General features: G+C 65.8%; 14 protein-coding genes and 1 pseudogene. 4 read left to right on the plus strand and 11 right to left on the minus strand.

The window, feature by feature from the left end; all coding sequences use genetic code 11:
* Positions 1-96: 96 nt before the first annotated feature.
* From MILUP08_RS34535 to MILUP08_RS14330, 5 genes and pseudogenes are all read right to left on the minus strand, one after another.
* Positions 97-947 (minus strand): annotated as a pseudogene (locus tag MILUP08_RS34535) (IS5 family transposase).
* 65 nt (positions 948-1,012) lie between these two features.
* Complete coding sequence (locus MILUP08_RS35905; RefSeq protein WP_007458757.1) at positions 1,013-1,189, minus strand: hypothetical protein; 177 nt, start codon at positions 1,187-1,189, stop codon at positions 1,013-1,015.
* A 539-nt stretch (positions 1,190-1,728) separates the two neighbouring features.
* Complete coding sequence (locus tag MILUP08_RS35300; protein WP_007458761.1) at positions 1,729-1,902, minus strand: hypothetical protein; 174 nt, start codon at positions 1,900-1,902, stop codon at positions 1,729-1,731.
* 98 nt (positions 1,903-2,000) lie between these two features.
* Positions 2,001-4,403, minus strand: a complete 2,403-nt coding sequence (locus MILUP08_RS14325) for a CHAT domain-containing protein (RefSeq protein ID WP_007458762.1) — start codon at positions 4,401-4,403, stop codon at positions 2,001-2,003.
* The gene (locus MILUP08_RS14330) at positions 4,400-5,278 is read right to left on the minus strand and encodes a tetratricopeptide repeat protein (protein ID WP_007458764.1); all 879 of its coding nucleotides are present in this window, start codon (positions 5,276-5,278) and stop codon (positions 4,400-4,402) included. Before MILUP08_RS14330 ends, MILUP08_RS14325 begins: the two co-directional genes overlap by 4 nt.
* A gap of 113 nt (positions 5,279-5,391) precedes the next feature.
* Here MILUP08_RS14330 and MILUP08_RS14335 point away from each other — a divergent pair, with 113 nt between their 5' ends.
* Positions 5,392-5,778 (plus strand): hypothetical protein, encoded by a 387-nt coding sequence (locus MILUP08_RS14335; RefSeq protein ID WP_007458771.1) that lies wholly within the window; start codon positions 5,392-5,394, stop codon positions 5,776-5,778.
* A 14-nt stretch (positions 5,779-5,792) separates the two neighbouring features.
* Entirely contained in the window at positions 5,793-6,602 is an 810-nt protein-coding gene (locus MILUP08_RS14340; RefSeq protein WP_007458773.1) for a hypothetical protein, read from the plus strand.
* 265 nt (positions 6,603-6,867) lie between these two features.
* Here MILUP08_RS14340 and MILUP08_RS35305 read toward each other — a convergent pair whose 3' ends face one another.
* Both MILUP08_RS35305 and MILUP08_RS33805 read right to left on the minus strand, forming a co-directional pair.
* Positions 6,868-7,221: a hypothetical protein gene (locus MILUP08_RS35305; RefSeq protein ID WP_007458777.1), complete on the minus strand. Its 354-nt coding sequence runs from the start codon at positions 7,219-7,221 to the stop codon at positions 6,868-6,870.
* A gap of 164 nt (positions 7,222-7,385) precedes the next feature.
* Complete coding sequence (locus tag MILUP08_RS33805; protein ID WP_083915841.1) at positions 7,386-10,865, minus strand: FG-GAP-like repeat-containing protein; 3,480 nt, start codon at positions 10,863-10,865, stop codon at positions 7,386-7,388.
* Between the two features lie 350 nt (positions 10,866-11,215).
* On the opposite strand from MILUP08_RS33805, the gene MILUP08_RS14350 reads away from it, so the two are divergent.
* Positions 11,216-18,013 (plus strand): polymorphic toxin-type HINT domain-containing protein, encoded by a 6,798-nt coding sequence (locus MILUP08_RS14350; protein WP_144056931.1) that lies wholly within the window; start codon positions 11,216-11,218, stop codon positions 18,011-18,013.
* 68 nt (positions 18,014-18,081) lie between these two features.
* Here MILUP08_RS14350 and MILUP08_RS35910 read toward each other — a convergent pair whose 3' ends face one another.
* From MILUP08_RS35910 to MILUP08_RS14365, 4 genes are all read right to left on the minus strand, one after another.
* Positions 18,082-18,258, minus strand: coding sequence for a hypothetical protein (locus MILUP08_RS35910; RefSeq protein WP_007458791.1), 177 nt, complete (start codon positions 18,256-18,258; stop codon positions 18,082-18,084).
* Between the two features lie 690 nt (positions 18,259-18,948).
* The gene (locus MILUP08_RS14355; protein WP_007458794.1) at positions 18,949-19,341 is read right to left on the minus strand and encodes a hypothetical protein; all 393 of its coding nucleotides are present in this window, start codon (positions 19,339-19,341) and stop codon (positions 18,949-18,951) included.
* A 338-nt stretch (positions 19,342-19,679) separates the two neighbouring features.
* Positions 19,680-20,414 carry a hypothetical protein gene (locus tag MILUP08_RS14360; RefSeq protein ID WP_167626049.1) on the minus strand — a complete coding sequence of 245 codons (735 nt, stop codon included), beginning with the start codon at positions 20,412-20,414 and terminating at the stop codon, positions 19,680-19,682.
* A 418-nt stretch (positions 20,415-20,832) separates the two neighbouring features.
* Positions 20,833-21,360 carry a hypothetical protein gene (locus MILUP08_RS14365; RefSeq protein WP_007458796.1) on the minus strand — a complete coding sequence of 176 codons (528 nt, stop codon included), beginning with the start codon at positions 21,358-21,360 and terminating at the stop codon, positions 20,833-20,835.
* A gap of 501 nt (positions 21,361-21,861) precedes the next feature.
* On the opposite strand from MILUP08_RS14365, the gene MILUP08_RS14370 reads away from it, so the two are divergent.
* A complete protein-coding gene (locus MILUP08_RS14370) occupies positions 21,862-22,959 on the plus strand; it encodes an IS630 family transposase (protein ID WP_420329258.1) in 1,098 nt (365 codons plus the stop codon).
* The last annotated feature ends 10 nt before the right edge of the window (positions 22,960-22,969 follow it).

The raw sequence follows: 22,969 nt of genomic DNA on the forward strand, positions 1-22,969 counted from the left end.
CGACGACGCCAACACCAAGCCCGAACCTGCCACTACCGACGACACGGCTACCCCTGACCAACTGCCGTTGCAGTACTAGGCCGTGTCTTCAAAGGTTCATAACCATTGGAGTAGCGCGGCGATGGTGACGGTGGCCCGGTATGACGTTGCTGTCTTGTCGTATCGGGTGGCCAAGCTGCGGCACTGCTTGAGCCGGTTGAAGCACCGTTCGACGACGTTGCGCCGCTTGTAGAGCTGCTTGTCGAACGCTGGTGGCCGGCCGCCGCGGCTGCCTCGCCGGCGGCGGTTGGCCTGCTGATCAGCGCGTTCGGGGATCGTGTGTGGGATGCCTCGTCGGCGTAGGCCGGCGCGGATGGCCTTGGAGCTGTAGCCCTTGTCGGCGATGACGTGCTCCGGGCGGACGCGGGGCCGGCCGGGGCCTGAACGCTCGACACGGATGCGGGTGAGGACCTGGGTGAAGCGGGTGCAGTCGTTGACGTTGCCGCCGGAGAGCACGAAGGCCAGGGGCCGACCCAGGCCGTCGCAGGCGAGGTGAATCTTGGTGGTCAGTCCACCTCGAGATCGGCCGAGGGCGTGATCTTGTGGTTCGTCCGTTTCTCGGCGCCCCCTTTAGCGCCTGCAGCGTGCTGGTGGGCTCGCACGATGGTCGAGTCGACCGACACCAGCCAGTCGATGTCACCGGCCGCGTCCGCGTCGGCCTGCACTCCGGCCAGCATCCGCTCGAACGTCCCGTCCAGGGCCCACCTGCGGAAACGGGTGTAGATCGACTGCCAGGACCCGTAACGGGTGGGCACGTCCCGCCACGCTGCCCCGGCCCGGACCTTCCACACGATCCCGTTGAGCACCCGCCGGTCATCGACCCGCGGCCGACCACCCGTCACCGCCGACGGCAGATACCTGGACAGGGCTTCCCACTCGACGTCAGACAACTCGTAGCGACGACCCACGCGCTACATCATCCGATACCAAGATCCTTTGAAGACACTGCCTAGCGCCAGCAAGTGGATCTCCTTTACGGCACGCGTGAAATCGGTGTAGGCGTCCAGCCGCCGCTCGTCCCATCGCACCATTTGACTGCGCCGCCACCGAGCCCCTCGGCCACTGTCGTGGCAAGGATCGTGCCGACAGTGCCGACCACCACGCCGATCAGCGCCGCTACCTGCGGCATCATCGTCTCCAGCAGACTCATCGACGTCCCCTCGCCATGGATGGACTCAGCCCCTCAGGCATGATTTGCACTACCGTCAGTTGCCATGCCGGCGGCGCCGGCCGCGCTGCCGGTGGCATCCACGCCGGCCGACTGGCGAATCCGGTGACAGCAGACCCCTGTTCGTTGTCGCGATTGTCTCTGTTGTAGGGACCATCGTGGCGACTGGCTTCACCGGCGCGCCGCAGGAGCCCTTTGCCATGCCGATCCTTGTACGTCACGGCGTACCTGCCTATGCACTCGGATCTGTGCGCCGACGGCGGGACTTCCGGGACAGCTCCGCCAGCTGCAACATGTACGCCGTCCTGGCGTGTCGTGCCATTTCCGCGCGTACATCTGGATCGAGCAGGCCGTCGGGGTCGACCTGTCGTTCGAAGCGATCGAGGAAACCCTGCGTGCCTGCTGCCGTCCGGGCGCGACGGTCGGTCGTTCTGGCCCAGGATGCGTGGGCGGCTATGCGTGCCCGGCGTCGGCGCTGCTCCGGTGTCAGCCCCGTCGACCCGGCTGTCCGTTCTTCGGGCTCAGACACGTTCACCGATCCCGACACGGGATTGGCTCTCCTGGGCGCGTTCGGCGGCTGCGCTGGCGCCGTAGTGGCGGGGCATGTCGTCTGAGGTCCAACCGAGCAGCAGCATCAGATCGCCCGTGTCGCCGCCGGCGCGTCGGCCGCGGCGTTTGAGCATGCCCTTGAGCACGATTGAGTCGCCAGGGTTGTCGGTAGGGGGAGTGTCGGTGGGGCCGCTTTTCGTTGCCTCCGGCAGTTGTGTTTCAAAGCAGGCGTCTGCTGTGGGTGCTACGGACCAGTGTGGATGAACGGTGCCCAGGTGCTGGGACGTTCGGGGTGAGCGTCGCGGAGTTTGCGGATGGTGTGGTGCAGGGCGTGGGCGGCGTTGGTGGGGTCGAGGCCGCCGTTGCTCAGTAGGTGGGGGTAGAGGTCGTGGGTGACAGCGGCGGCCGAGTCGTCCCACACGCTCCAAAGAGTGCCGATGACGTGCCGCCATCCGACGTGTTGCATGGCGGCGGCGACAGTGATGGCTTCGTCGGGGTTGGTGACGCCGCCCATGGCGGTCTTGCATGCGGACAGGAACGCGAACTCGCCCCCGCTGGTGTGATCGGGGCCGGTTAGGTCGGTGATGGTGATGAGCCCGGCGCTGTTCCAATCGTGGGGCAGCAGGCCACCGGCCGTGGGGGTGGCCAGGTTCTGGGTGCCGTGGCAAGAGGCGTGCAGCCATCGGTGCTGGCCTATTTGGGCGAGCAGCGCGGCGCGGGTGGCTTGGGCGTCGGTCAAGACGGTGCGCTGCGCCGGGGCGAGCGCGGTGCAAAGTAGGTCGTGTTCGGCGGTGGTACCGGGCAGCTGGCTCTGCCCGGGGGTGTTGGGGAGGGCAACGATGAGGATTTGCGGCGGGTGCGAGGACTCGGGTCGGGTGCGGACATGATTGAGTGCGCGCACGGTGGGGGTGTAAGAGGACACCACTCGGTCGTAGACGTTGTTGGTCGTCTGGTGGTGTCCGGCGGCGTGCAGGGGCAGCATGGTGAGGGCTCCGGTGAGGCACCACCACAGCCGCGGCCATATGCCGGTTGGGGTGCTGCTGTGTCCGAGGGTGTCGAGGATGGGGGCGGTGATGTGCTCCCACAACCATTCCAGCCCGGTCGTGATCGCCATTTCCAGGATCAGCCGGTCCGCCGTGCTCTGGCGGCTACGTTCGAAATCCTGGAGTGCTTCCAGGTATCTGATGGCTTCGTCGATGACCTGCTCTTCGGACAGGTCGGGCAGCTCGACCGTGGTGATGCCGTGGTGGGTGAGGTTGAGCGCGTCACAGCGCCATCGGCTGATGTTGACGATCACGATCGGGTCTTGGTTGACATCGGGCAGCAGGGTGTGGATGGCTGGGGGATTGAGGAACGTGTCCGGGTTCGGGAACAGAGCTGTGGGGGGTAGGGCACGGACCTGATCGACGAGTTCGTCAAAGCGGCTCGCGGCCCGCATGCGGGCCTCGGCGGCCCCGGGGATGGGATCGCTCGCATACTCGGTGGTGGGTTGTTCGAGGACGGCACGGCAGTCGACCAGCTGTGCGGCCAGGTGCGGCGCTACCTGGTGTAGTGCGGTCAGGTCGGTGCGGGTGCCCAGGAGTTGGGACCAGTACACCCCGCGGCCTTGTTCAAGGAGCTCGAGCGCAAGGTCGAGTCGGCCGGCTGCGATCGCGCAGGCGGCACCGTCGCGGGCCAGTGTGGCGGCATGGGTTTGCAGTAGATGTTGCTGGTCTTGGTGGTCGATGCCGCGCCACGCCAGCAGCGGAAGCAGGTTCAATGCTGCCGTGTACGCTTCGACCGCTGCAGCGGGCCCCCACTGCTCTGCGGTGGCACGAGCCCATTGCCGAGCAGCGATCAGGCGTGTCGTGGCGGGCGCGACCGTCGACGCACACGCGCGGGACCATCCCTGCACTGCCTCGTCGAGGTCGGTATCGGCCCCGGTGCACTCGAACCGGGTCCACAGCGTGTTGCCGAGGTTGGACAGGTGCGCGGCGTGGTCGGGGTGGTCGGTGGGGGTGGCTGCCACCGCCTTCCGACTGACGGTGACGGCGTCGTCGAGGTCAGGGGGGGACCCGTTGCGCTCGAACCGGTTAGCCAGCGCGTTGCCGAGGTTGGACAGGTATCTGGCGCGGTTGGGGTGGTCGGTGGGGGTGGCTGCCACGGCCTCTCGACTGACGGTGACGGCGTCGTCGAGGTCAGTGGGGGACCCGTTGCGCTCGAACCGGTTAGCCAGCATGCCGCCTAGGTTGGACAGGTATCTGGCGCGGTTGGGGTGGTCGGTGGGGGTGCTTGCCACAGCCTCTCGACTGACGGCGACGGCCTCATTGAGGTCGGTGCCGGACCCGGTGCGTTCGAATCGGGTCCGCAGCGCGTTGCCAAGGTTGGACAGCATCGCGGCACGGTCGGAGTGGTCGGCGGGGGTGATTGCCACCGCCTCCCGACTGACGCTGACGGCCTCGTTGAGGTCGGTGCCGGAGCCGGTGTGTCTGAATCGGGCTTGTAGTGCGCTGCCGAGGTTGGACAGGTATCCGGCGTGGTTGGGGTGGTCGGTGGGGGTTGCGGCTACCGCTTTCCGACTGGCGGTGATGGCGTCGTCGAGGTCGGTGCTGGAGCCGGTGTGTCTGAATCGGGCTTGTAGTGCGCTGCCGAGGTTGGACAGCATCATGGCGCGTGGGTTGTCCTGGGGTTGCGGCTACGCCTCTCGGACTGGCGGTGATGGCCTCGGTCCAGGTCGGTGCTGGAGCCGGTGCGTCTGAATCGGGCTTGTAGTGCGCTGCCGAGGTTGGACAGGTACCCGGCATGGTCGGGGTGGTCGGTGGGGGTTGCGGCTACCGCCTCTCGACTGGCGGTGATGGCCTCGTCCAGGTCGGTGCTGGAGTCAGTGCGTCCGAATCGGGTTTGCAGTGCGGCGCTGAGGTTGGACAGCATCATGGCGCGGATGGGGTTGTCCTCGGGAGTTGCGGCTACCGCCTCCCGACCGGCGGTGACGGCCTCGTCCAGGTCGGTGCTGGAGCCAGTGCGTCCGAATCGGGTTTGCAGTGCGCCGCTGAGGTTGGACAGCATCGCGGCGCGGTTGGGATGGTCGGTAGGGGTGGCTGCCACCGCGGTGGTCAGCAGCTCGATGGCCTGGTTCAACGCCACCGGATTGTCACTGTGCATAACCCGCTGTAACAGGTCAAAGGCCGCTAGGGCCTGCTGGCCCAGGTCGGCGCTGCGTTCAGCGAGGCCGCCTAGGTACCGGCGCACCGGCTCGGGGACCGCCTGCGGATCTATGTCTGCAATGGGGGTGAACAGCTCCACTGCGGCCCGCAGATCCTCCCGGTCGTCGCCTTCAGGTAGGGCCAGATAGCGACACCACCGCAGCCAGGCCACCACATGCATCGCATCGAACGGGTCACCACCGTCGGCGTCGGTGATCCGCCCCAGAAGCTCGTCGCACTCTATCAACGCCTGTCGGTCGAGGACCGCACCCGGATCACCCTGCTCGAACGCGCGGATGCGGCGGGTCAGTGCAGCGATCAGTCGTCCGGATACCAACATCTGCGGTCCCCCTTGTGGTGACACCGGCACTTAACCTAAGACCGACGTACCGAGCAACTCGGTGTGTGTCCGCATTCCTACTACCGCACCCCTTGCCCGGGAGGAGCGCATCCGTGACCACGGCCCCCGTCGACGACGCCGACCTGACCGCTTGGCTCTGCACCTACCTACCCGCGCTCACTGACGCCGCGAACCAGCACCGGTGGGCCCACAAGCTGACCGCCGCCATCGGTGACATCCGCGCTGGCACACCGGTCGCCCAAGCCCTGGCCAACCACCACCTGCCCATCGATATCGCCGCCGCCGGAGCCGAGCAGGTCCGCATCAGCAGGGGCGATCCTGGCCTCCTCGACGATCTCAACATCGACCCGGTCGCCGTCACCGGCCCCTACACCTGCCCTGCCACACCGCCCTGCCCCCGGCGCGGCCAACCCGACACACACGGTCACCAGCCGCGCTGCGGCGTGCGCGGCACGACCATGACACTGCGTAGCCGGTAACGGACTGTCATCTCGTGACGGACTTGATCGCGACCCTCGGCAAGAAGATCACCGAACGGTGGTTGGCCACCGTCCTGCTGCCTGGCCTGCTGTACGTAGCCATCACAGGGTGGGCTCTGTTGGCCGGCCACGGTCACGCCCTCGACCTGTCCTGGCTCATCCGCCGACTCAACGACCTGTGGCAGCACCACCCACCCGGCCCGGCTGCGGCGGCGGTGGCGACTGCCGTCGCACTGGCCGGGGCTGGGCTGGCCGGCGTGGCCGCCACGGTGGTGGCCGAGGACGTCGTGCATCGGCTATGGATTATCCGTGGCCCTCAAGCCCGGCTCGACACCCTCGCCAAGCGGACCGAGGCCCGCTGGGAGGGGCGTGTTCCCAGACCACCTCAGCGGTACTTGCCTCAGCGGGCCACGGTCATCGGTGAACGCTTCAGGCTCATCGGCGAACGCGTACACGCCCAGTACGGGCTGTCGGTAAACCTGGCCTGGCCCCGGCTGTGGATTCTAGCCAGCGCCGACACTCGCACAATGATTGGCGCCGCGCACCGGCAGTACTTCAGCGACGCTGCCCTGGCTGCATGGGCACTGCTCTACCTTCCGTGGACAGTGCGGTGGTGGCCCGCCGTCCTGATTGCCACCGCCGTGTTGGCCTTCGGCTACCGGCAGGCCCGTACCAGTAGCGCCATCCTGGCTACGCTCATCGAGGCCACCGTCGACGCCCACGCCAACGACCTGGCCAAGGTCACGGGCATCGACCTCCCCGAGGGACGCCTCACGCCTGAAGAAGGCAACAAGATCAATGACATTCTTGCAAAACGGGCCTGAACGGACCAGGCCCTCTGCCTGCCGTGAGCACGCGTTCACTCGCGCTAGACGTACCAACCAATCGTTAAGCATCAGTTTGTCGATTGCGTCAGGGGGCACATCCTGGACGGGCCCCCAGGGCACGCGGGAGGTCGGGGCCCAGGCCGAATTCGGCGCGGCGCTGCCGGGCAGTGTTGCGACGACTCCTTTACTCGGCTGGCTTATACTTCAGGCGACCTGGGCAAACGTGCTTGAGCATGCCGCTGGGCCACCGGACTACTGGGGGTCAAGGGGTCGTCGGTTCGAATCCGGCCGTCCCGACCGATTGACCTGGGAAGATGAAGATCTTCTCAGGTAACGGCGGTAACATCCGGTAACGGATGATCTTTGTTGGCGGTAACCGCATGGACGATTGGCCGCCGGCCTGCTCGCCTTGGAACGCTCTGACCTGCCGCTTCATCTGCGTTTTCGGATGAGGCGGCATTTTGGTCTCTTGATTGCGCGTCAAGCGCTGCTGATGCGCCGGCTGTCGCTGGTTGGCGTAGGGAGAATCGAGGGTCTCGTCGTCCAGGGCGACAATCCAAGCCTGTAGTCGGACAGAATCTCCAGCACTCGGGCCAGGCGAATCTTCTTGCGTCACCTGCCCGCGCGGTGTCGGGCCGTCATGTGCGGTTGCGGGGGACAGTTCCTTGATCCGCCGTCGGCAGGAGGACTGCCCTGCTCGGTGAGCGGACGGCGGAAGGGCACTACGACGACGACCGAGGGCCCGCTCGGATGAGCGGGCCCCCGGTCGTCGTCAGTTGATCAGAACAACTTGTTGAAGCCTCCCCAACCGACTCCGATCCTGGTGCCGCCGGAGGGGTTGGTGAAAAGCGCGGAGCCGTTTCCGCTGCCGTAGTAGACGTGCAGGTCGCCGTTCGCCTTGATGCCGAGCAGGTCGTTCTTCCCGTCGTCGTTCATGTCGCCGGGGGAGAACAGCGCGTTGGTGTAGACGTTCCAGCCCGTGCCGGCGACCGTTCCGTTGTAGTTGCCGCAGATGGCGAGGAACGGAATCCGGTTGTCGGGATAGTCCATCCACCAGTTTGCCATCCAGCCGGTTTGGCCGTTGGAGCTGATGCCGTAGACCCAGTACGGGTTGCCGCTGACGACCTGGCCGGTGCGTTGGCAGATTGGGGTGAACATGGAGCCGGTGTTCAGGGTGTCGATGGCGGTTGAGCAGTTGGTGGTGCTCGGAGATGCCTCACATGCGGCGTTGGTGGAGGCGACGGTGATTCCGTCGGTCCAGACGGTGTAGGTGCCGCTCGTCGGTACGGTGCAGTTCGGCACGTCTGGCAGTTGGTTCTCGCTGTAGTCGGCGTAGTAGGCCGAGATCCACCCCGTCTTACCGCGTGGTGTCGTCACCTTCACCCAGTACGGGTTCCCGCCGACGTACTCGCCTTGGCGGGTGCAGATGGGCGTGAACTGTTCCGTGGTGGCGAGGTTGTCGATGATGGTGGGGCACTTGGCGATGGTCGGTGCGGGGTCGCACGTCGTGTTCGGTTGGCGGACGTTGACCCCGGCCTGCCAGACCTTGTACTTGGCACCGCCGATGCTGGCGAATCCGGCCTTGCCGTTGCCGCGGAACAGCGTCAGTTCGCCGGTGGACTTGCGGGCGAACAGGTCGGGCTTGCCGTCACCGTCCACGTCGCCGGCGGCGACGATGGAGTCGAAGCCCTGCCAGATGCCCCAGCCCAGCCGGACGGGCTGGGAGTCGTCGGCCCAGCCACCGTAACCGTTTCCGCGGTGCAGGACGATCTCGCCGGTGGACTTGCGCGCGATCAGGTCGGGTGCACCGTCGCCATCCCAGTCTCCGGGTGCCAGCACGAGGTTGTACTGGTTCCAACCGGTGGCGGCCACCTGGTTGCCGTCAGCGTCCCAGCTGGTCACCGGTTCAGCGTTGGGATAGAAGCTGCCGGCGCCCATGCCGCTGTGATAGACGAGGTCACCGTCGGCCTCGACGACCACAAGGTCGTTCCAACCGTCGCCATCCCAGTCGCCCGGCCGGACCACATGCAGCCAACCGGCCCGATTGCTGTCGATCTTCAGTGAGCACTGGACACCGTCGAGGAAGTTTCCTGCGCCGTCGCCGATGTAGAGGCAGACGTCGCCGGCGGCGGTTCGGCCGATGACGTCGCCGTGGCGGTCGGCGTTGACGTCGCTCCGGCTTTCGTGGACACCAGGAGAGGTCGCGAAGAAGCTGAAGTCACTGTCCAGTGACGTCGAGGGGTTGACGCCGTCCCAGGTGCGCACACTGACCACACCGGGCCCGCTACGGGTCGGGGTCATGGTGATGGTCGCCGTGCCGCCGGGAGCGTTCGCGGCGACGTACCGGGTCGGGGCGTCGTTGTCGATGCCGACGTAGAACCCGACGATGTCCTTGTTGCCCTTGGCGTTGATGGTGAACTGACCCGGCGTGCCAGCAGGCTTGGTGCTCGACGGGTTGCCCGGGTCGTTGTAGTTCGGATACTCCGCCGACGTGATGTCGACATCGGCGATGGGCATCGTCCGGTCGACCGTGAACTTGCACGTTGTCGAATATCCGGAGAACGCCCCGTCACTGTCCTTGGTACGGACCCTCCAGTTGTACGTCGCCCCGTCGGTCAGGCCAGTCTTCGCCAGCAGGGTGCTGGCCAGGTTGCCGCTGGAGACCGTGACGTTCCGGATGGTGGTGGCGCCCCCGGTGGGCCAGTAGGAGAACTCCGCGGTCACGTTGCCGCCGTCGGCGTCACTCGGCACCGCGCGGAGGTAGACATCGGTGTTACCGAGCTTCCCGCCGGCGCAGGGCACGCCGGGGCTGGTGCTCAGGCTGGTGGGGACCGACGGTGTGGAGTTGTACTCGATACTGAGGGTGGGGTTGTTGCGGAACTTCTTCCACGCCCAAGTGTCGGACTCGTTGCTGGCCCGCAGGCCGAGGGTGACGTCACCGGCGTTGGCCGCCGCCGAGGTCCGGACACCGGCGGTGGCATCGAAGTCGACCCCACCGTCCGGGCACGAGCTGCTGTAGCCGCGCGCGACGTTGGCGGTGTACAGCTTGCTGATCCAGCCGGGCTGTGTGTTCCAGGTCGTCGACGAGCTGATGGCGCCGGTGCGCCACAGCTCCACTGACCGCTCGTTACAGGACCATGAGTGCGTCTCGTAGGTCTGGAATGTGGCGCGGATGATGTTCTTGCCCTTGACCTTGCTGGTGTCCATTCGGAAGAAGGACCGGTTGGTCAGGTTGTCGGTCTCGGAGTAGCCGACGCGGGCGATGTCGCTGGAGTTCCAGTACTTCGAGTTGGGGAAGGTCTTCCACACCGAGGTCCAGGCGAGTCGGGCGCCGCCGACGAGCGCTGGATCGAGGTAGACCGGGTACCGGGTGGTTGATCCCTTGAGGAGCGCCTGATCGGGTACGAGTGAGAGCTTTCCGCCGCGGATGCTCGTCTTCACCTCCGCCTGCCGGGCGCCCTGGTTGTTCTCGAAGGTGCGGGCGCTGGTCGAAGCGCCCGGCTCGGCCGTGCCGCCGCTGTCCCACATCCGGGGTGTCGGCGCGTTGAAGACCGTCCTGCCGTCGCCGTCCAACACCTTGATGTTTCCGGCCGTGTCGGTCGTGACGTTGAGACCCTTGGTGCTGACGGCGAACGTGGCCGTGGTGACGTCGGGGTTGGCGGCTGCCTCGGGCGTACGAATGACGAAGACCTCGGAGAAACCCTCCACGTCGGCCTTGACGACCAGATCCACGTCCGGCAGAACATTGGCATAGGTGGCGGTGTCGCCGTCCAGAGTTGGCCGGGGCAGTGTGCGATGCCAGCCGAATTCGAGTTCCTTGCCGTCCCGGCTGAGTCGAACCAACGCCCCGTCGCCGCCTGCCGAGAGGCTCAGGCCGACGGAGGTCGCACGAGGAACAACCCGGCCGGCCTTGTCGAAGACGAGGGTGGTGTCGACCGGGACCCAGGTGCCGTCGCGTTTGATCCGGACCGGGCGGGCGCGCTGCTCAAGGGTGAAGGTGCCCTGGGGATTGGCGAAAACTTGCCGGGTCTCGGTCGTCAGGCCGTCGACCTCGATCCGTGTGCCGGTCTCGCGGGCTGCGGCGAGCGCTTCTGGCTCAGTTGCGTACCACGCCATGTCGCCGGCGGGCGCTGCGGAGCGCTTGTCAGTAGCGCGTGAAGCTGGTGCCGCCGAGGCCGGCGTAACTCCGGCCGTGGCCAGCACAGATGCGGTAGCGGCGAGTGTGGCTAGAAATCTGGACAGCGTACGGCGACGCGACATGGATCCTCCCCGTGAGCCCGGCCGGTGTCGTCGGTGCCCCGGGCGGCGAGGCAGGAGTCAACCAAACTCACCGTCACCGCACAAGGAGTTGCCGGTGAACAACTGACTGGCCAAACAGGACATGGGCCAGCACATCAACCGATCTCGCCCTGTGAGATTTCCCGTCCTTGTGTGCGCCCTAAACGATCTCTACGGTATCCGACGGTCAGATCATCATCGATGGTCGTTCGTGAACGGGGGAGGCTTTCGTGGCCCGAGGTCCATCCACGCCGTCCGCGCCCAGGCGCGGCAAGCGGTCGTCAGCAGCTCGGCGACTGAGACACATCGCCGGTCTGCTGAGCCTGGTCCTGGTGACCAGTGTGCTCACACCGGTTCAGGCACAGGCATCTCAAAGCGTCGATTTGCCGGCATTGCAGACGGAGCGCTCGGTCACCGGCCGTACGAAGCCGGCCGAGTCCCGGTCCTCCACGCTCAGGAGAGTGCCGAGCGCCGCTCTGCCCACGCCTCGGTGGCCGGCGGCATCGTCCACGACGGTGGATCTGGGCGGCGCCCAGAACGCCGGGTCGCGGGTGCAGGCAGGAAACGCCCCCGTCCGGATCGGTCCCGCTGCCGCGGCGACCCAGCGGGGCAGCTCCAGTACGAGCACGCCGGCGATGGTCCAGGTGCAGGTCCGTGACCGCGCCACCGCCGATCGGGCCGGTGTGCGAGGTCTGCTCCTCAGCGTCGGCAGTGCTGACGGCAGGGCCGGGCGCGTGTCCGTCGAGGTCAACTACAGCACGTTCCGCACCGCGTACGGCGCGGACTACGCCTCCCGGCTGCGTCTCGTTCAGCTTCCGGCCTGCGCGCTCACCACACCGGATCGGGCGGCGTGCCAGCAACCGACGGTGCTGCCTACCCGCAACAACGGAGCGGCCTCCACTCTGGTCGCCGAGGTGAACGTGGCCCGTGCGGCTACGGTGCTCGCGGCAACCGCGGCGGCGTCCGGCCCTGGCGGTAGTTACGGGGCAACCAGCCTCAGCGCCACGGGCTCGTGGTCTGCTGGTGGTTCGGCGGGTGACTTCTCGTGGTCGTACCCAATGGATCTGCCGGCCTCGCTCGGCGGCCCGACGCCCTCGATCGGGTTGGGCTACTCGTCGAGCAGCGTCGACGGTCGGATGGTCTCGACCAATAACCAGGCCACGTGGGTCGGGGACGGCTGGGACTACTGGCCCGGTTACGTCGAGCGTCGGTACAAGTCCTGCGCCGACGACATGGGTTCCGGAGCGTTGAATACCGAGAAGACCGGCGATCTGTGCTGGGCCTCGAACAACGTCACGTTGTCGTTGAACGGACGGACCACCGAGTTGGTTCGGGACGACGACACCGGCGTCTGGCGGACGGCCGAGGACGACGGCTCACGGATCGAATCGTTGACAGGTGCCAGCAATGGCGACAACAACGGTGAGTACTGGCGGGTGACGACCACCGACGGCACCCAGTACTACTTCGGCCGTAACCGGTTGCCGAACTGGTCCGGCAATGCACCGGAGACGAAGTCGACGTGGACCGTCCCGGTCTTCGGCAACAACTCCGGTGAGCCGTGCCACGCCAGCACGTTCGACGCCGCGTGGTGTCAGCAGGGTTGGCGATGGAACCTCGACCATGTCGTGGACCCGCACGACAACTCGATGGCGTACTACTACCAGCCGGAAAGTAACTACTACGGCCGCAACATCAAGACCAACGGCGTGCAGTACGAGCGTGGCGGCTACCTCGACCGGATCGAGTACGGCCAGCGCAACGGCCAGGAGTACGCCAAAGCCGCCCCCGCGAAGATTGTCTTCGGCGTCGCCGAGCGGTGTCTGCCGAACGCGAGCTTCGACTGCGCCGAGTCGAAGTTCAACGTCGGCAATGGCAGTCACTGGCCCGATGTGCCGGCTGACCAGAACTGCAACGCCGGCGAGGCCTGCGCCGACCGCTTCTCGCCCACCTTCTGGACCCGGAAGCGGCTGACGTCCATCACCACCCAGATTCGGGTGGGCAGCTCGTACAGCGATGTCGACTCCTGGACGCTGAGTCACGAGTTCCCGGACACCGCCGACGGCACCACCCCTTCCCTGTGGCTCGCGTCGATCACCCGCACCGGCAAGCTCGGCGGGAGTAAGAGCATGCCCGCGGTGCAGTTCACCGGGCAGACCATGCCCAACCGGGTCGATGGCCTGGAGGGCGTTCCGGCGATCACCCGACAGCGTATGGTGAGGATCGACACCGAGACCGGGTCGACCATCGGTATCGGCTACCTGCCTCGCGAGTGCAGCCGCTTCGAGCCAATCGTCCTGCCGGCGCCGAACGAGACGAACACCAAACGGTGTTATCCGGTCTACTGGCAGCCGGAAGGCGAGACCAAGCCGGTGCTCGACTGGTTCCACAAGTATGTGGTGAACCAGGTCGTCGAGCAGGACCGCAAGGGCGGTCAGTTGCCCAAGGAGACCAACTACCAGTTCTCCGGACCGGCCTGGGGCTACGACGACAGCGAGTTCACCAAGGCCGATCAGCGCACGTGGGGTCAGTGGCGTGGCTACGCCAAGGTGCAGACCCGGGTTGGCAAGGCACCAGACCCGATCTCGCTGACCGAGACGCGCTACTTCCAGGGTCTGCACGGCGACAAGACGTCGACGGGTACCCGTGACGCGCAGGTCGTCGACTCGGAAGGTGGCTCGATCAACGACCTGCCCGAGTTCCAGGGCATGATCCGGGAAGCGCTGTACTACTCCGCCGACGGTGGTGTCCTCGAATCCGCGACGTTGAGCACCCCGTGGCGCAGCGCGGCCACCGCCACCCGAGCGCGCAGTGGCACCAGCGCCCTGAAGTCGTACGTCACGCAGACGACCAAGGTGCAGTCCCGGTCGAAGATGGCCGACGGGTCCTGGCGTCGCACCGAGGTGCAGAACAGTTTCGACGAGTACGGGATCCCAACCCAGATCAGTGACCTGGGTGACGTTTCTCGTAGCGACGACAACAGCTGCACCCGGCACGAGTACGCGCGCAACACCAGTGACTGGTTGCTGTCCAAGGTCAAGCGGACCGAGAAGGTCGCGGTGGACTGCGCCACCACCCCGTCTCGCCCGACCGACGTGGTCTCCGAGACCCGGATGTACTACGACGGCTCCACCACCCTCGGTCAGGCTCCGACGAAGGGTGATGTCACCCAGGTCGAGGAGCTGATGGAGTGGCCGGCGGGCGGTCCACGCTACAAGGTGACCGCGCGGTCGGTCTTCGACGCGTACGGTCGCGTGACCGAGGCGTACGACGTCTACGGCAACAAGACGACGACGGTGTTCACGCCAGCGGCCGACGCGCTGGTGACCCAGATCGACACCATCAACCCGAAGTTGCACAAGTCCACGTCCTACGTCCAACCCGCGTGGGGTCTGCCCACTGCCGAGGTCGATGCCAACGGTGCTCGCACCGATCTGGCGTATGACCCGTTGGGTCGGTTGGAGAAGGTCTGGCTGCCAGGCCGTGACAAGACTGCGAACCTCGACACGCCGAACAGCAAGTTCTCGTACCAGGTCACCCAGTCAGCTCCGGTGGTGGTCACCACCGAGACTCTCAAGGAAGACGGCTCGTACCGGGTCGGGTACGAGATCTACGACGGCATGCTGCGGCTGCGCCAGACCCAGCAGCCAGCTGCCGGTGGTGGCCGGATCCTCACCGACGTCTTCTACGACAACCGCGGTCTCGCCTTCAAGAAGCGGGCGGCCTACTACAACGACTCGCCGCCGTCGGCTCAACTCCTGGACGATGTCGGCGACAACCTGGTGCCGAGCCAGATGCGGTACTACTTCGATGGAATGGGTCGTCCGACCAACGAGGTCTTCGAGAGCTTCGGCGTCGAGAAGTGGCGAACGGTAACCACCTACGGTGGTGACCGGATCAATGTGACCCCACCGTCGGGCGGAACCGCCACGACCTCCATCAAAGACGGGCTGGGCCGTCAGACCGAGCTGCGCCAGTACCACGGCACCACGGCGACGGGCGCCTATGACGCGACCACCTACGCGTACGACCGGTTCGGCCGGCTCAGCAAGGTCAAGGACCCGACCGGTAACGAGTGGACCTACGTCTACGACCTACGGGGTCGGCAGATCAAGGCCAGCGACCCGGACAAGGGCGACACCACCAGCACCTACGACGACGGTGACCGGCTGACCTCGACCACCGACGCCCGGCTGGAGCGGCTCTCGTACACGTACGACGAGCTGGGTCGCCCGAAGACCCTGCGGCAGGGCGCCGAACCCGGAAACCTTGCGGCGCAATGGGAGTACGACACCCTGAAGTTGGGGTTGCCGACTTCGTCGACCCGATATGTGGGGTCCAACGCCTACACCACCGAGGTCACCGGCTACAACGCCCGCTACCAAGCGGAGGGAACCAAGTACACGATCCCGCCCAGCGAGGGTGCTCTCGCGGGCACGTACAGCTTCGGGGCGTCGTACACCCCGAATGTCGGCCTGCCGAAGACCAACACCTACCCGTCGGGCGGTGGCCTCCCCGCGGAGACCGTCACCTACGGGTACGACGGCCTGGACATGCCCGTCAGCGTCACCGGTCTGAGCAAGTACCTCCAGACCACCCAGTACTCGCGATACGGCGAGCCGCTTCGGCACACCCTGGGAGCACCTGGCAAGGAGGTCTACCTCAGCTACTCCTACGAGGAAGGCACCCGGCGCCTCGCCAAGACCACTACGGACCGGTCGATCGCGCCGACCCGACTGGATGACATCGAGTACAAATACGACTCGATCGGCAACATCACCAAGATCAAGGGCGTCGAGCAGAGCACGTCCACCGACACTCAGTGCTTCGGCTACGACTATCTGCGGCGCATGACCGAGGCGTGGACGGCCACCGACGACTGTGCGGCGAAGACCCCGTCGGCAGCCACCGTTGGCGGGCCGAACCCGTACTGGCACTCGTACACGTTCTTCGACGGGACCAGCAACCGGAAGACCGAGGTTCAGCACGACACCTCGGGTAATCCGGCCAACAACGTCACCGCGTCCTACGTCTATCCGGCGGCCAAGGCTGCGCAGCCTCACACGCTGCGCAACGTGACCACTGTTGGTCCGGCCAGCGGTGGCCTGCCCGGTGGCCAGCGCTTGGACCAGTACGAATACGACAAGGCGGGTAACACCACCAGCCGCAAGATCGGTGGCACGACCCAGGACCTGACGTGGGACGCCGAGGGACACCTGTCCAAGGTCACCGAGGGCACGAAGGTCACCGAGTTCCTCTATGACGCCGGCGGCAGCCGGCTGATCCGGCGGGATCCCGGCACGGTCACGCTCTACCTCGGCTCCACTGAGGTGACGTTGACCAAGGCCACGTCGACGGTCACCGGGACCCGCTACTACCAGGGTGTCGGCGCGGTCCGTACTCCGTCGAACAAGGTGAACTTCCTGCTCGGTGACCACCACGGCACCGCGCAGCAGACCATCGACGCGACCACGCAAGCCTCGACGCGCCGCAAGTTCACACCTTACGGTCAGGCTCGCGGCACCCAGCCGTCGGTGTGGCCGGGGCAGAAGGGCTTCGTCGGGGGCACGATCGATTCGTCGACCGGGCTGACACACCTCGGCGCGCGGGAGTACGACGCGGCCACGGGTCGGTTCATCTCGCTGGATCCGATCGTGGACTTCAACGATCCGCAGCAGATGCAGGGGTACGCGTACGCGAACAACTCGCCGGTGAGTTTCTCCGACGCCTCGGGCCTGCGGTTCTGCGCCGACGACAACTGCACTGGCAATGGTGGTGGCGTTGCGGGTACGGGGCCGCGGCCCACTCCGACGCAGACCACGACGCCGTCCAACGGGACCAAAGCGCCGTCGGGGCCGAGTGACGAAGAGGTCCGCAAGGCCAAGACGGTCTCGGAGAAGAAGATCCTGGACGTCGTCATCGAAGCTGGTGGGCAGATCCTGCTCGAGGTTCTCGGGATCAACGACATCCGCGACTGTGTGATGAAGGGCGACATCGGCGCCTGCGCGATGGCGGTCGCGGGTGCGCTGCCGTGGGGCAAGATCCTCAAGGCCAAGAAGATCGGCCAGGCGATGCTGCGGGCCGGTAAGGCCGTGATGACCTGGTTCGACGAGATGAAGGTGGCTCGGCGGGTCCTCGCGGAGGCCGACGAGGCGGCGGCGCTGTTCGCCAAACAGGCGGACGAAGCAGCGGCAGCGGCGGCGAAACAGGCCGACGACGCTGCGGCGACAGCGGCGAAACAGGGCGACGACGTCGCAGAAACGGCCACCGACTGCGCCAAGAACAGCTTCACCCCCGACACCCTGGTGGTTATGGGTGACGGCTCCACCAAGCCGATCGAAGATGTCCAGCTTGGCGAGGAGGTGCTCGCCACCGACCCGGAGAGTGGGCTCACCGAGGCGCGGCCGGTCGTGGGGCTGATCGTCGGGGAGGGCCAGAAGAACCTTGTTGACGTCACGGTCGACACCGACGGCGCGAAGGGTGATGCTTCCGGTTCGGTGATCGCGACCGACGGCCACCCGTTCTGGGTCGCCGACCTCAAGGAATGGGTCAAGGCCGCCGACCTGAAGCCCGGTCAGTGGCTGCGCACCTCAGCCGGCACGCTGGTGCAGGTCGAGGCAGTCCGGCCGTTCACCCAACAACGCCGAGTCCACAACCTCACCGTCGACGGCATCCACACCTACCATGTGGTAGCCGGCAGCACTGAGGTACTGGTACACAACTGCAGTGCAGCCAAGAAGGCGGTTGATGACCTACGTGCCAGTGGTACCGTCGCGTCCAAGCGGAACATCGCGGCGGCGGAGGTCAAAATCGACGGAAAGGCCCCCGTCCTAATGCGGTCGGTCAGCGGCGGGGCCAGTCGAAGCGGGATGGTTGCTAATGTTGGCGAACACGGGAACCCCCAGCGCCTGATACCTCAGGTTCTGCGCGGAGGCAAGAACAATCGTTTCTTCGATACCGAGTTCAAGATCCTAAACCAACTCGCCAACGATTTGGGGCCGTCCTCAAGCTCGATCACCGGACGTGTCGACCTCCATACTGAGCTACCCGTCTGCGGCTCGTGCTCGAGCGTTATAGCTCAATTCAATGGAATGTTTCCCGGAATTCGCGTATCAGTTACTACTGGTTGAGGTGGCAGATGGATCCGGAGCAGGTCCACTTAGCCGTAGAGCACGAGAATCTCGTCCTGTTGGCTGAACTATTGGATAACGGTGCTGATATCAACGCGGAGGTTGACGGGCTGAGTCTTCTGCAGCACGCGATAGACGTCGAGGTTGATGGACACGTGCAGACTGGAGAACCACTCCATGTCGATACCACTGTCCTTCTTCTCGCAAAGGGCGCCGACGCGGCAGTTAGGTCGAATCGCGGCCATGGCTCCAGCGCGGCAGAATATGCATCTTTTCGGGGGCACTGGCTGGCCGTATGTGTTATAGATGCCTGGCTGCGCCGACCCCCGATCAGTTAACAAGACCAGCGTGTTTGGTGTGAAGGTTTCCAGTCAATTCTATTGGTAGGTGCAAGAATGGGGGTGGCTTCGGCTGCCCCCATTCATCCCTGTCGCACGGCTCCGGAGAGTCTAAAATGCTCCGTTGGCGCGAGATTGCGTGGGACGGCTTCTGAGGCCATGTCGACTCCACAAAGAATGGCTGCTGGTCGCTCGGAATAGGGTCGGTCACCCCCAATTATGCATTCACTTGCATGTAATCGAAAGTAAGAACCGACGTGGCGTCCTGTTTTTCCGCAGAGCGCTCGTCCGACCGTTCACCGAACAACGCCGAGTCCCCAACCCTCACAGCCGATGGCATCCGGCACCTACCACGTGCTGGCAGGTGCCGCATCGGTATTGGTGCACAGCTGCGGTAGCGCATTTGCGAGTCTAATCCGGCGCACGGGAAGGAAACACGAGCTACCTCTCGTGATGGAAGCGGCGCAGAGCCAACTGGTGGGCACGACGCACTCGGCATTTCGGTCCAGGTCAAGGCAACCGCTTCACGCCGGGTCGGCGCGCGCCGAAATGCTTAGGGTGCTTGAGGGCGGCGACATTTCCCAGTCCCCGCGTGCGCTACTCTCGCTCATCCGCCAGCCCGATGAAGAGATCGCACCAGAAGTGGTTGGTGAGGTCGCGCTTCACGCTGGTGGCGTCCGGAGTGGCACGGTCGAGTTCCGTGACGATCTCCCGCCAGGCTCCGCGCGTCATTTCCTCGGCAAGCGCTGTCACCTGCTCGGCTGGCGTCGGGTACGGTTCGCCGTCTTCGGGCACTGCGGGCGGCGGCGGAGCGGCAAACCAGTCCGCGATGTCGACCCGGGCGAGGTCGGTCGTGGCTTCCTGGTTGCCGCGGGTCTGCTCCAGGCGCCGCGGACGATGCTCTGTCCAGACCAGTTTGCTTTCGAAGCGCTTCCGTCCCTCGTGACGGATCAGATGGTCCTGGTCGACGTGGTCGAGCCAACCGTGCACACCATGCGGGCTGCCGCCGCACTGGGTTCAGAGGCAGCGGTGGCCTCGCGCTGTCTCGCAACTAGGATTGTGTCTGCCGGTGTCCATGTCGCGGCGACCTCGCTGATCCGGTTGACCCGGTTGCGTTGCTAGCGATAGCTGACTAAATGGAATCTCGCTGATACTCTATGTCGCCGGCTGATCTATGCCAATGCCGGTCGACCGAGCCTGTCGGATGCGGGCAGAACATCGCCTGTATGTGGGCCAATGACTACAGGTGGTGCCGAAGGTTGTAAGCCATCAGCACTCCCGCCGTCTCTGGTTTGGGTTGCAGTCGGGGAGGTGTCCGCTTGCGTCCGTCAGAGGCGGTGGAGGCCTTCGCTGAGCTGGTGGATGACTTGCCACTGTGCTTCCTCTCCGGTGGGCCGGGGGAAGCCGGCGTGCCGGAAGGTCCAGTTCAAGTAGGACACCAGGGGCATGCCGGCCTCGCCCACGAAGTGCGCGTCGGCGGATGCGTCGGGCAGGATTATGCCGTAGGGGCCACCGCCGCTGACGTTGTCCTTGTGGTAGTGGTCGGGCGCGACGGGAAGTAGGAATGGATCGTCCTGGTCCTCCTGCCACGCCTCGATTTCTTCCGCGAAGTAGTCGCGGATGCCGCTGTTCGGGTAGCGGGAACCCGCCAACTCCAGCACGAGCGGGTCGGCCGCGGCCGAGTTGGGCCATTGGGGGTGCGTTCCCACCAACCACACGTCGCCCACGATCCGGATCCACGACGACAGCACCATCGGGAGTGGGCCGAGACGCTGTTCCAGCCAGTGAAGGAGCTCTTCTGCCTTCGGGCCGGGTGGCGTGTATGGCTCTGTCGGGGTCTGGTCGTCGTCGTTCTGGTGGAATCGGTAGCCCTGCTCGCGCAGTCGCGCGACAAGCGTTTCGATGTTGCTCCGGGCTCGGCGGGCCATCTCGTCGCATACCGCCTGCGCCTGGGGGGCGAAGGCTGGCTCACGGACACGGCTTCCCAGTTGCCGCATCTCGTGCCATACCCGATCTTGTTGCCCGTCGACGTAGCGGTCTACCCAGTCCAGGTGCTTAATCACTGCGATCATGGTGGCGCAGGTGATGTCTTGCAGCAATGGTCCTTGCGACACCGCGCGCCCAGGCGCGCGGTACCCAATCGCTCTAGCCGGTCGAAGGTTGGCGCCGCTGACGGTCGCGAGGCAGGAGTACGTTCGGACAGCCTGGCATGGGAAGCGCTTGACGATCCGCGGTAACGAACCCGGTAACCGAGGGGATCGCAACGGGCGGATCGTTCACGGTGGGCAGCCTGCTCCCCGGCCTCGATAGGGTCGTGCACGCGCGTCGGACGAACCCGGACGAGGCGCGGGAGTTGATCCAGGCAGTGCTGCGCGACCGGCGGGCCATCACCGCATACGCGACCGGAGCGCGCGCTGCTCGCCCTGCCTTTGGCAACTTCTGGGCTAGCTACACCAGCGGCTTCGGCAGTGTGCTGCGCGGCTACGGACCTGTCACCGCCTCTCTGAGCCTGCTGGGCGGACGTCGCATCATCGATTCCTCGCCGGCACCACCATCGTCGAATACAAAACGGGTCACTTCGACGATGGTGGTGACCTTGATGCTCTCGTCGAGCAGGTGCTGGCCTATGCCCTCCTCGCAGCAGGATCCGGCCATCCGGTCACCGCAGTCGTCATGTATCTCGCCCGCTACCATGTGCTTGTCCGCTACCCCCTCGACATGTTCCTTGCCCGCCTCGCCGGGCAACCCATCGACGTCACCGAAGTTGGTCGTCGCTTCGCCGCCCTCGTTGACCGAGCGAACCGCTGGGGCGGCGTCCTTCCTGGACGTCGCGCACGCGGCGTTCGCGGCGCTGACCCCCCAGGCGTCCGGCCGGTCGGCGGCGAACCGCCGGTTGACCAGGTCCCCGCCGGGCTGCGCCGCCGGGTCCGACGGCTCACTCGGCCCCGCACTCCGTAGGCGGAATGCCTCATCGAAGATGGTCCGCAGCGCACAGAGAATTCCGGCCATCCACCGTTCGAGACTGTTCGAGACTGTTCGAGATGCTCGAACCCGTAGTTGCGCTCGGATAGGTTTCAGCACATCGATTTGAGCGGCGTCTATGCGGCCCTCAGGAGGCGATGTGCACACATTCCGCCATTCGCCGGCTCCGGCTGCCAGCCTACTCCGTGCCCTGGTGGTCGTGCCCCTCACAACCCCCGCCAGTGCCGCCCGCCCATCGATCCCGAACGTCAACCGACCCTATTACCACCGTTTTCCCCGGAACAGCTCCGGCGCCTCCGTCCACGTACTGAACAGCACCGGTGAGAGGGTGCTCAACCGGCGGCACACGGACCAGAGCAGGGTGGGTCTGGCCCTGAATGTTGATCCCGGACAGACGAGGTGGTCGCAGGTGCGACGCCTCGGTCTCTGGTGGGGCTAGTGCCTCGTCTTTGAACGTTGATCGTGTAATCCGCCGGTTCTGAGGGCGTTTCGGGCAGGCTGTCTCCCATCGGTTGGCTGTGGGAGGTGATGGTCGTGGGCAGACGCCCGGAGGTGTTCGTCCGGCAGGTGTCGATGGTCGAGGGTCAGCGGTTGCAGAAGATCACCCGCACGGCGAAGGACCCGGTGAAGCTTCGGCGGGCGATCGTGGTGTTGATGTCGGCCCAGGGTCAACCTGCACCGGACATCGCTCACCTGCTGAAGGTGACCGAGGACTACGTCCGCGACGTGATCCACGCGTTCAACGATCGGGGGTTCGACGCGCTGGACCCAAAATGGAGCGGGGGCGCACCGAGACGGATCGATGAGCAGACTCGTGACTGGATCTGCGTCATCGCCCGGTGCGACCCCCGCTTCCTCGGCCAGCCGTTCTCCTGCTGGTCCCTGTCGAAGCTGTGCGAGTACCTCATCGCCGCCGGCTATGTCACCACGATCAGCGTCGAGACCGTTCGCCGGATCCTGCACGAGCGTGGCGTGTCCTGGCAGGCCACCAAGACGTGGAAGGCCAGCACCGACCCCGACTTCACGACGAAGATGCGCCGGATCCTGGACCTCTACGACCACCCGCCGCCGGCTGGCCGGGTCCTCTGCGTGGACGAGTTCGGCCCACTGAACCTGCAACCCCGCCCGGGACGGGCATGGCGCCCGGTCGGACAACCTGTGCGACTACGCGCCACCTACACCCGCGACCAAGGTGTGCGACACATGATCGCCGCCCTCGACCTGAGCACCGGCAAGCTGCACTACCGCATCCGCGACCGCAAACGCTGGCGCGAGTTCCTCAGCTTCCTCAAGACCCTGCGCGCCCGCTGGCCCGGCGAGCACCTCTACCTGATCTGCGACAACTTCTCCCCGCACAAACACCCCGAGGTCCGCGCCTGGTGCGCCACCAACCACGTCGACCTGGTCTTCCTACCCACCTACGCCTCCTGGCTGAACTGGATCGAAGCCGAGTTCGCCGCCGTGCGCTACTTCGCCCTCAACGGCACCGACCACCGCAGCCACGCCGAGCAAGACACCGCGATCGGCAGCTACATCCGGTGGCGCAACCAGCGAGCCCGACCCAAGACCGGATTCGCGATCGACTCAAAAATCCGCCACCCGGATTACCCGTTCAAGGCTGCATGACGAGGCACTA

Source organism: Micromonospora lupini str. Lupac 08 (genome assembly GCF_000297395.2).
Taxonomy (GTDB): domain Bacteria; phylum Actinomycetota; class Actinomycetes; order Mycobacteriales; family Micromonosporaceae; genus Micromonospora; species Micromonospora lupini.